This is a genomic window from uncultured Cardiobacterium sp., from assembly GCF_938028825.1.
In the GTDB taxonomy this organism is placed as follows: domain Bacteria; phylum Pseudomonadota; class Gammaproteobacteria; order Cardiobacteriales; family Cardiobacteriaceae; genus Cardiobacterium.
Genome location: NZ_CALIZP010000032.1, coordinates 92,270 through 100,496 on the forward strand (window position 1 = coordinate 92,270; position 8,227 = coordinate 100,496).

8 protein-coding genes and 2 pseudogenes are annotated in these 8,227 nt (G+C 47.0%); 1 reads left to right on the forward strand and 9 read right to left on the reverse strand.

Annotation, left to right across the window (positions count from 1 at the left end):
* Nucleotides 1-150: 150 nt before the first annotated feature.
* Both speD and Q0562_RS05130 read right to left on the reverse strand, forming a co-directional pair.
* On the reverse strand, nt 151-519 hold the full coding sequence (gene speD / locus Q0562_RS05125; protein WP_298641978.1) for an adenosylmethionine decarboxylase: 369 nt from the start codon (nt 517-519) through the stop codon (nt 151-153).
* A 55-nt stretch (nt 520-574) separates the two neighbouring features.
* The gene (locus tag Q0562_RS05130) at nt 575-718 is read right to left on the reverse strand and encodes a hypothetical protein (protein ID WP_298641981.1); all 144 of its coding nucleotides are present in this window, start codon (nt 716-718) and stop codon (nt 575-577) included.
* Between Q0562_RS05130 and Q0562_RS05135 the strand changes: the two genes are divergently transcribed.
* Entirely contained in the window at nt 717-911 is a 195-nt protein-coding gene (locus tag Q0562_RS05135; protein WP_298641997.1) for a hypothetical protein, read from the forward strand. The two genes, Q0562_RS05130 and Q0562_RS05135, sit on opposite strands and share 2 nt — an antisense overlap.
* A 27-nt stretch (nt 912-938) precedes the next feature.
* Here Q0562_RS05135 and Q0562_RS05140 read toward each other — a convergent pair.
* From Q0562_RS05140 to Q0562_RS05170, 7 genes and pseudogenes are all read right to left on the reverse strand, one after another.
* Nucleotides 939-1,151: pseudogene (locus Q0562_RS05140) on the reverse strand (IS1 family transposase); the annotation flags it as partial.
* A gap of 9 nt (nt 1,152-1,160) precedes the next feature.
* Nucleotides 1,161-2,228 (reverse strand): IS4 family transposase, encoded by a 1,068-nt coding sequence (locus Q0562_RS05145; protein ID WP_298641984.1) that lies wholly within the window; start codon nt 2,226-2,228, stop codon nt 1,161-1,163.
* Between the two features lie 39 nt (nt 2,229-2,267).
* On the reverse strand, nt 2,268-2,582 hold the full coding sequence (locus tag Q0562_RS05150; RefSeq protein ID WP_298641985.1) for an IS1 family transposase: 315 nt from the start codon (nt 2,580-2,582) through the stop codon (nt 2,268-2,270).
* Between the two features lie 242 nt (nt 2,583-2,824).
* Entirely contained in the window at nt 2,825-4,435 is a 1,611-nt protein-coding gene (locus tag Q0562_RS05155) for a class I SAM-dependent DNA methyltransferase (RefSeq protein WP_298641987.1), read from the reverse strand.
* A gap of 88 nt (nt 4,436-4,523) precedes the next feature.
* Nucleotides 4,524-5,705: a restriction endonuclease subunit S gene (locus Q0562_RS05160; RefSeq protein WP_298641989.1), complete on the reverse strand. Its 1,182-nt coding sequence runs from the start codon at nt 5,703-5,705 to the stop codon at nt 4,524-4,526.
* Nucleotides 5,706-5,791: 86 nt separating this feature from the next.
* Entirely contained in the window at nt 5,792-6,781 is a 990-nt protein-coding gene (gene rhuM, locus Q0562_RS05165) for a RhuM family protein (RefSeq protein WP_298641991.1), read from the reverse strand.
* A 13-nt stretch (nt 6,782-6,794) separates the two neighbouring features.
* Nucleotides 6,795-8,227, reverse strand: a pseudogene (locus Q0562_RS05170) (restriction endonuclease); the annotation flags it as partial.

The following is an 8,227-nucleotide window of genomic DNA, read 5'->3' on the forward strand; positions in this document are numbered from 1 at the left end:
GCGGATATAGTCGCTTCAAACAGAAATGATACGGTGTTGGATCGCCTCGCCGTACTATTTGTACTGCCTTCGGCTCGCCGCCTTGTCTCATTCCTGTTTGAAACGACTATAAACGTCGGCAGCGTCGGGGCATTCCGCGCGGCCTTGCCGTCACGCGGCGGTGTCGCCGCCGGTACCGCGCGGGATAATGCGCCGCCCGTTGTGCGCGGGGCGCAGGGCGGTTTCCAGCACGCGGCAGGCGCTGTCCATGTCGCCGCCGCAGAGGTAGAGGTCGAGCGCGGCGAAGCGGTGTTCCGGCCAGGTGTGGATGCTCAGATGCGATTCGGCGAGCAGCAATACGCCGGTTACACCCGCTTCTGCGCCGAAGTGGTGGAAGTGGGCGGCGAGGATAACCGCCCCCGCCGCTTCTGCCGCCGCGCGCAGGATGTGTTCAAGACGCCCGGCGTCGCCCAGCAGGACGGCATCGCAGCCGTAATAGTCGAGCAGGGTGTGGCTACCGTGGTTGTTGTATGCGGTCATGCGGTAGGTTTATTACGGACGGGGGTGGGTTCGGTGCCATCGGCAAAGGTGATGTTCAGGCGGCAACCGTCCGCTTCGGCGACAGTGTGGATGGTGGCGGCGGTGCCGGGATGTGCTTGCCGGATGGCTTCTGCCGGGTGACGGGTGAAGGCGGCCGGGTCAAGCGGACAGCGGGGAAGCGTTTGTGCAGGATGTTCATGATTCCATATTTCGGGATTATGTTCGCGGCAAGGGTCAGCAGCGCGTTCTTTGTGTTTTCAGCAAAATACCGCTGCATAGCATACATATATTTCGGGGTGTGGCCTGAAAAGTATGCCGGGCTGGACAAAGCCATAGTTGATGTAGTGAAAAGCCGGATTAAAGGCCTTGAAGTGGTAGAGCAATTTCTTTGAAAAACAACAGGTTTCCCTCACAATCCGCCTGATTCTGTGCCTCAGGCGGCAATTATTACCTTCAATTCCCACTGTATATTTCTTGCCAATATTCGATTTTTCACTACCAAATACTTCAACAAAACTTTGCCACTTATCCATTGCAATATTCCCATAAGTAATCTTTAGATCGTTTAAACGTGCTTCTAATTCCCTTACTGTAGCAATATCTCTTTTCCCCCAGACCTTCGTACACGACAAAAAAATCCTTCATCCCACATCCTCCTTGACTACCAGTAAATCCATCACCTCATCGCCTAATACCTCCAACGGCCTCATCCCCCTGAATAACACAGAAACCAGCCGGTCCAACCCCGCCCGGAATAAACTTTGCGCAGGCCTGCCATGCTTCTTCACCTTGATCGGCCGCCGTTTATCTTCTGCTTCCCCCGCGCGGCAGGACAGCACAAAGCCTATCGCCAGCACTGACATCAACCTGTCTATCTTCGCCGGTGCGCTCATATGTGTGTCTTCCAGATTGAACCCTTTGCTTTTCAGGCTGCCAAACAGCGTCTCTATCTGCCAACGCTCACCGTATGCTTCAATCCCCTTGCCCTCTTTGTCACTGCAAACCACCAGTAGTTGCCCGTCAGTCAGACGGGTAGCCTCAAGATAGTGCTGTTGCCCATACAGCATCACCGGCCCCAATCTTTTCCCTTCACCTGTTTTCAGCGCCCGAAAGTGGCTCTTCAACGCCCGCCTTGTGCCACCTTTTCCCGCTATCTGCGCGTTTTCCTTGCAGCGGATGCAGTAAGAAATCCCTGCTTGACGCAGATACGCCAGCCATTCATTGCCAATGAATTCCCGATCCGCATAGAGTGTTTCAATGTGGAGGTCGGGGAAGGTCCCGCGGAAAAGATCCGGCAGGGCGGTTCTTTCGCCTGTGTTGGAATTGCCTTTTTTATCAGCCGTTTTCCACAGTATCGGGATGGCAACACCACGCCGGACCACGGCCGGCACCGGGATGTTGATGCAGGATTTGCCGTATTCCCATGTCGTGCGGTCGAGAGTGAGGCGGACGTTTTGCCAGCCGAAAACCGAGAAGACGAAGCGGGCAACATCAGTTCTGCCGATAAGAGCCCCGGCAAAGAAACGCTGCATACGGCGATAGATGGATTCCGGCTTGGCCTTTGAGGAAAAGGCGTTTTTGAGTGCGGACAGATTGACGGTTTGGCGGACAAACAGTGCGGTGATGATGCTGGCGAGGCAGTCGATTCTTGCTTTGTGCCAGGAAAGGTGTTGCTTTAAGATGTCGGAAAACCCGCTGGAATTTGGCATGGTGTGCGTCGTCGTAAAACTTACACTTTGCTATGTTTTTCAGCGGGTTTTGTTTTTTTGTCGTGTACGAAGCCCCCAGACATAAGCCACTATTTCGCCGCTAGTACGGTCATAAGCATAAATAAGCCATACCTTATTCTTTTTGCTGCCGACGAAAGTCCAGATCTCGTCAATCTCTAAAGTGTCATAATGATTTTTCTTGGGAAGAACATGATGTTGTGACGTTTTCAGTACCTTCTGTACCTTGTACCTGCTGCATCCTGTTATTGCGGAAATATCACGAATACCACAATCACGAACCGGCATTTTGAGGATAATTTTAATAATGTTTGAATGACATCCAATATAGGTCAAAATAATTGGCGGCCGTAATTTTGCTTGGCGTCGCGCTTGGTGCCATTTTTCTTTATACTCTGCCCGTGGTAACGGGGCAACAGAGTGCTGATTGTATTTTCACAGACACGATATAACGCATCTGTCCGTTGCCCTTTTAGTTTCCGTTTACCGACACCAGTGTCAGCATACTTTTTAGGACACCATCTATTATTCAGCGGGTTTTATTTATTTGTCGTGTACGAAGAATCTGGATATAGATTCTATGGATGGCCATCTTGGAATTGCAACAGCCGTAACCTTTCTTTAATTTCCCGTTCCAGCCTGGCCGATTCTGCAAAGAGTGTATCTAAATCCGCTGAGAATTTTGCCATTTTCTCTGTAAATTCGTCGACAGAAATATCCACATAATCAATCTTTACCTCAAAATATTGCCCCGCGGACAGGCTGTAGTTTTTGGCTTTAATTTCATCGTAGCCGACCACCACGCTGAAATCTCCCACTGCCTGTTTGTGCGTGAAGGTATTGCAGATTTTTTGTTCTTCTGCGCGGGAAAGTACGGTTTTTTGGTTTTTGCCGTCTTTGATTTTTTCACCCAATCCCGATGCGTCGATTAACACTACATCGTCTTTATTGGCTTTATCGATAAACAAGATGGAAACGTTGGTTCCCGTCGTGGCGAAAATATTGGAAGGCATGGACACCACGCCGGCGAGCATTTTGTTTTCCACCAAATGTTCGCGGATTTTTTTGTCGATGCCCGATTGGGCGGTAATAAAGCCCGTCGGCAATACAATCGCCGCTTTGCCGTTTTCTTTCAGGCTGAACAGGATATGCTGGATAAAAAGCTGATAGATTTCCATTTTATCCTTATCTTTCGCCTTAATTTTCGGGATGCCGGCAAAAAAGCGTTCGCGGTTTTCATCGCCTTCCAATTGGTCGCGAAAATCGCTGAAATCCAATTTAAACGGCGGATTGGAAACGATGAAATCAAATTTTTTCAGACGGCCTGAAGCGTCTTTATGGGCGGGCGACAAAATCGTATTGCCTTGAACCACATTATTCAGCGAATGCACCAAATTGTTCAAAATCAGATTCAGCCGCAACAGATTGGACGATTTTTGCGAAATATCCTGCGTATAAATCATACATTTGTCTTCGCCGATGGCATGGGCGACGTTCATCAACAGCGTTCCCGAACCAGCCGACGGGTCGTAAACGTCCACGCTGCGGATTTGCCCGCGCACGTCCTCCGGCACCAAAATATCCGCCATAATCCGCGCCACCGCATGCGGCGTGTAGTATTCGGCGTATTTGCCACCCGAATTGCTGTTGTAGTCTTTAATCAGGTATTCAAAAATCGTGGCAAAAAAATCAAATTTTTGCGCAAAAATTGCCTCAAAACTGAAACCCGCCAGTTTGGAAATCAGCGCGCGGCAAAAATCATCGCGTCGGCCTTCGTCAGTAATGTATTGACTGATACGCTCGAACAACACAATTTTCGCCCCGCCTTCGGTTTTCACTGAAAACAACTCCGCATTACAAGCGGCAATATCGGTGAGCGTATCGTCAAAGAGCTTGGCAAAGTCTGCGCCATTTTGTCGCTCCGATAAATATTTGATGGAATGCTCGGGCTTCAAAACGGCCGTTTTTCCCTCAATATCCATATTGACGAACTCGATCGGTTCGTCGGGCTTTTCTTTGCGAATTTGTTTAACTTCGAAATCGTATTTGTCGTTTAAAAATTTATACAAAAAAGCCTGACTGATGATTTTAAATTCGTTGCCGTCATTGCCTAAGCCATAGTTGGCGCAGATGGTTTTTAAGCTGTCAATCAGGGCTTTGGTTTGTTCGGTAAAGTGTTGTTCGGTCATTTTTATCTCGTTTGTTTTATCGCGTAGGTCGTTTTTTTGAATCCGACATTTTCAGCTTGGAATGGTTTGTCAGATACCAGTATCCGACCTATTCCACTACGGATACCTGTCCGTTCATTAGCATGGGTAATAGGAAATCGCGTAGTTGGGTCAGGTGGTAGTTTTGCTGCTGATTTAATAATAACTTTTCAAATAATAAATCAACCTTGGCATTAAATTGCTCTAACACAATATTAGAAGGACAAACAAATAGATCTTTTACAGCTTCAATTGGGCTTAAATTAGACTGTGAGCTTCCATTTGCTAATTTTTCTAGTCTTTCTTTACTTTCACTTCTATTAAATAATAAATAAAAAAAATACAGATATTCTTTATGGCAAATAAATTTTCCAACACGCTGATTTAATAATAGGTTATTCATATCAACAAAACATATTCTGCCGACATTTCCCGTTAGAGAAATTAAGATATCTCCCTTCTTTAATATGCAAAACTCTTTTATATTATTTGGAATTTTTCCGACTTTATCTGTTTTCGTTAAATCAAGATATGTATCTTGAACATTTTTTATTGTAACAATTTGATATTTGCCTCTATCTGTGTAATCTTTAGAATTAAAGGGAAAACCAGAACCTATAGTAAGGATGCTTTCAATTTTCTTAACCTCCCACCCCTTCGGAATTTCCCGTTTCAAGGTTTCGTCAAACACCATTTCGCCGCCTGAGGATTTGTAGGGCTTGCCGTTGGCGTCGGGGAAGTCGAACTGCACGAACCAGTAGTCGTACAGGGTTTTCGCTATCTCTTCCAAGCGCGCGTTGATTTGTTTGTTTAGGGCGATTTTTTTGTCCAAAGCGGATAGGACGGCAGCGATGGATTGTTGGTACTTTGAGTCTGTAAACGCTTTAATTTTTAACGGATGCAGATGATTTCGGTTCATAGTTGGAACACCAGAACCAGTTTTATATTCATTTAATTTTAAATTTTTCAATAAGTAATAAATATAATGGACGTTATTACCCTTGAAATCTTTTACATACAATGCTGTATTATGCGGAAAAAAGTTTTTTGTTATTAAATGCGGAATCCCAACTGTGCCACTTCGTCCAATCGTGATTCCAGGTGCTTTAACCTTGTATTCATTGTGATAACCTAGAATTCCGTTTGAAGATTGAACAGGATATTCTCCTTTGACAAAAGAATCTTTTGGCAAATCATATCCACGTTGAAACTCTACTAAATCACCTAAAATACAATCTTGTAATTCATTCATAAAAATTTATTTCTCTTTCAAAGGCCGTCTGAAAAAACATTTCAAAATCCGACCGCACTTTTTCAAGCAGCCTGCATTGATGCCTGCTATTTTTTCAGGCTCAGCAGTTCGGCAATATGGCGTTCGCCCTCGCGTTCTTTTTCCAGTCTGCGTGCGGCGGCAAATTTTTCGTATTCGATACGGGCTTTTTCGTCTGCCTGCGTTTTGCTGATTGTCCCTGCCGTTTGTAAAACTTGGCGGTCATTGAAGGCGAGAAAGGCATCCAGTTTTTCCACCCAGTCTTGCAGGAATATTTGTTTTTTCATGCTCGCCTGGTCTTCGGCAAAATCCAGCCACATGGAAACGATGCGGTTGAGGGCATCGATTTCTGCCTCGTTCAGGTAATTTTTGGCAACGGTTACATCGGCTTTGGCGATTTCTTTGCCTCGCCAATGGGTCAGACCCATATTGGGTTTCCCCGCATCTGCCCTTTGGTAAATAATTTCAGGGGCAGTATGGCGGGTGCAGGCGTAATGAAGTTTGTTTTGTATGATTTTGAAAAAATGGGTGGTTTCTTTGAAGCGGGGCTGGTAATCCGCCGCCATGGCGAATATTTCGCGTACACGCAGATACATCCGCCGTTCGCTGCTGCGGATGTCCCTGATGCGGTTGAGCAACTGTTCAAACTGATCTTCGGCACGGTTTGTCCCGACAGGCGGGTTTTTCAGACGGTCGTCGTTTAATACGAAGCCTTTGCTGATGTATTCGCCCAATGTCCGTGTTGCCCATTGGCGGAATTGTGTACCGCGTGTGGAGCGGACGCGGTAGCCGACGGCGATGATTAGGGAGAGGGGATAAAGCCCCATGCGGTAGTTTTTGCCGTCTGCGGCAGTTGTAAACTGAAAGTTTACAACTGAATCGTCCAGTTCTTGTTCTGCAAATATCGTCTTGATGTGTTTGCCGATGTTTTGTTTGCTGGTTTGGTAGAGTTCGGCAATTTCTTTTTGGGTAAGCCATAGTTCGCCGTCAAGCTCGCGCAGGGTAAATTCGGATAGTCCGTCTTCCGTGGTGTAGATGATGATGTCGTTGTTGTACATAGCTTTCCTGTATTTATAAATGGTTAAGACTACCTGAAAAACCGCTTCCACAAATCCGACTTTTTTCTTCTAAATATTCTCGCACCAACAGGCGGTTGATGTCTTCGATGTCTTGGCGTTGAACAGGAAATTGCTGTTCCGTTCTAAAGTGTTTTAATACGATGCCTTTCATTTGTTTTTCAAAGTAATTCTGGTTGTCCAAAATCTGCTCCATATCCAGCACTTTTTGGTCGGCGTCGGTTTTTACACCGTTCAGCGCGTTGAAGACTTTGAGTTTGTCGCCGTAGAGAGCGGCGTTTTCCATGAGCCGCTTGTGGGTGCGGGCATATTTGGCGTCGCCGCCGTATTTGTGCCGCAAGAGGTCGTTTTGGCGGTTCAGCTCTTTGATTCGGGCATAGACGGTTTCGAGTGTGGCGATGTTTGCCTGCATTTCTTCCTGTCCAACTTCGGCGAGGTTCTTTTTCTTGAAGATGCGTTCCAGCTCTCCACGCAGGCTGATGTATTCGGGGTCGTCCTGGTCGAAGTTGCCCGCCAGTCCTTCGCGGACTTTGCGCATGATGTCTTTTAAATCGTCGGCAAGTTTGAGTTCGGCTTCGCCGATTTTGACGAACTGGAAGTAAACGTCTTCCAATGCTTCATTGAGCAAATGGGCGGTGTCGCCCTGCTGCAGTTTTTCGGCGAGGTTTAAGGTATCCAGGCGGGCAGCGGTTTCGCGGTACAACAGATTGAGCTTGTCAAAATCCAGATGTGCGAGAAATTCGTGGCTGCCTTGCAGGCGCAGGACGTTGTACAGCTCTTTGGCGGTTTGCAGGGCTTTTTTTAGGGCAAGAAGCTGTTCTTTATCTTCTATTTGGCTGATTTGGCGGCAAAATTCTTCGGCGTTTTCGGTATCGAAATCAAACAGGGCGTTTTTAATGTCAGCAATTTCCTGTTCGATTTCTTCGGCAGTTTTGAATAGCTGGCTGTAACTGCCGATTTCGTCACCCAATTCGTTAGAAAGTTCGTCCCAATAGGCGCGGTTGGTTTTGTCGAATTCGCGCTCGATGTCGGCAAAATCAACGACGTAGCCGTAGCGGTAAGATTTGTAGGTGCGGTTGACGCGGGTCAGGGTTTGCAAAAGGTTATGGGCTTTGATAAGCCTGCCCAAATAGAGCTTTTTCAGGCGCGGCGCGTCAAAACCGGTCAAAAGCATGTTGTACACAAACAGGATGTCGGTTTTGCCTGCTTTGAAGTCTTTAACCCATTGGTCGCGTTCGTCCTTAGTGCCGATGTCGTGCAGTATCAGCGCGGCGGTGAGATTGTGGTCTGAAGCTGTCTGAAAATGGTCAAAATGGTCAAAGAGTTGCCGTGCCTGTTCTGCGCTGTCGCAAACGACCATGGCGCCTAGGCTGTCGTCTTGGTTGGTTTTTCTGAATTTGGCGAAGTCGTCCAAGATGTAATCAAGCA

Excerpts from the sequence above, each read along its gene's own strand:
- speD (WP_298641978.1), bottom strand. The coding sequence starts at position 519 with ATGACCGCATACAACAACCACGGTAGCCACACCCTGCTCGACTATTAC.
- Q0562_RS05135 (WP_298641997.1), top strand. The coding sequence starts at position 717 with ATGATTCCATATTTCGGGATTATGTTCGCGGCAAGGGTCAGCAGCGCG.
- Q0562_RS05130 (WP_298641981.1), bottom strand. The coding sequence starts at position 718 with ATGAACATCCTGCACAAACGCTTCCCCGCTGTCCGCTTGACCCGGCCG.
- Q0562_RS05145 (WP_298641984.1), bottom strand. The coding sequence starts at position 2,228 with ATGCCAAATTCCAGCGGGTTTTCCGACATCTTAAAGCAACACCTTTCC.
- Q0562_RS05155 (WP_298641987.1), bottom strand. The coding sequence starts at position 4,435 with ATGACCGAACAACACTTTACCGAACAAACCAAAGCCCTGATTGACAGC.
- Q0562_RS05160 (WP_298641989.1), bottom strand. The coding sequence starts at position 5,705 with ATGAATGAATTACAAGATTGTATTTTAGGTGATTTAGTAGAGTTTCAA.
- rhuM (WP_298641991.1), bottom strand. The coding sequence starts at position 6,781 with ATGTACAACAACGACATCATCATCTACACCACGGAAGACGGACTATCC.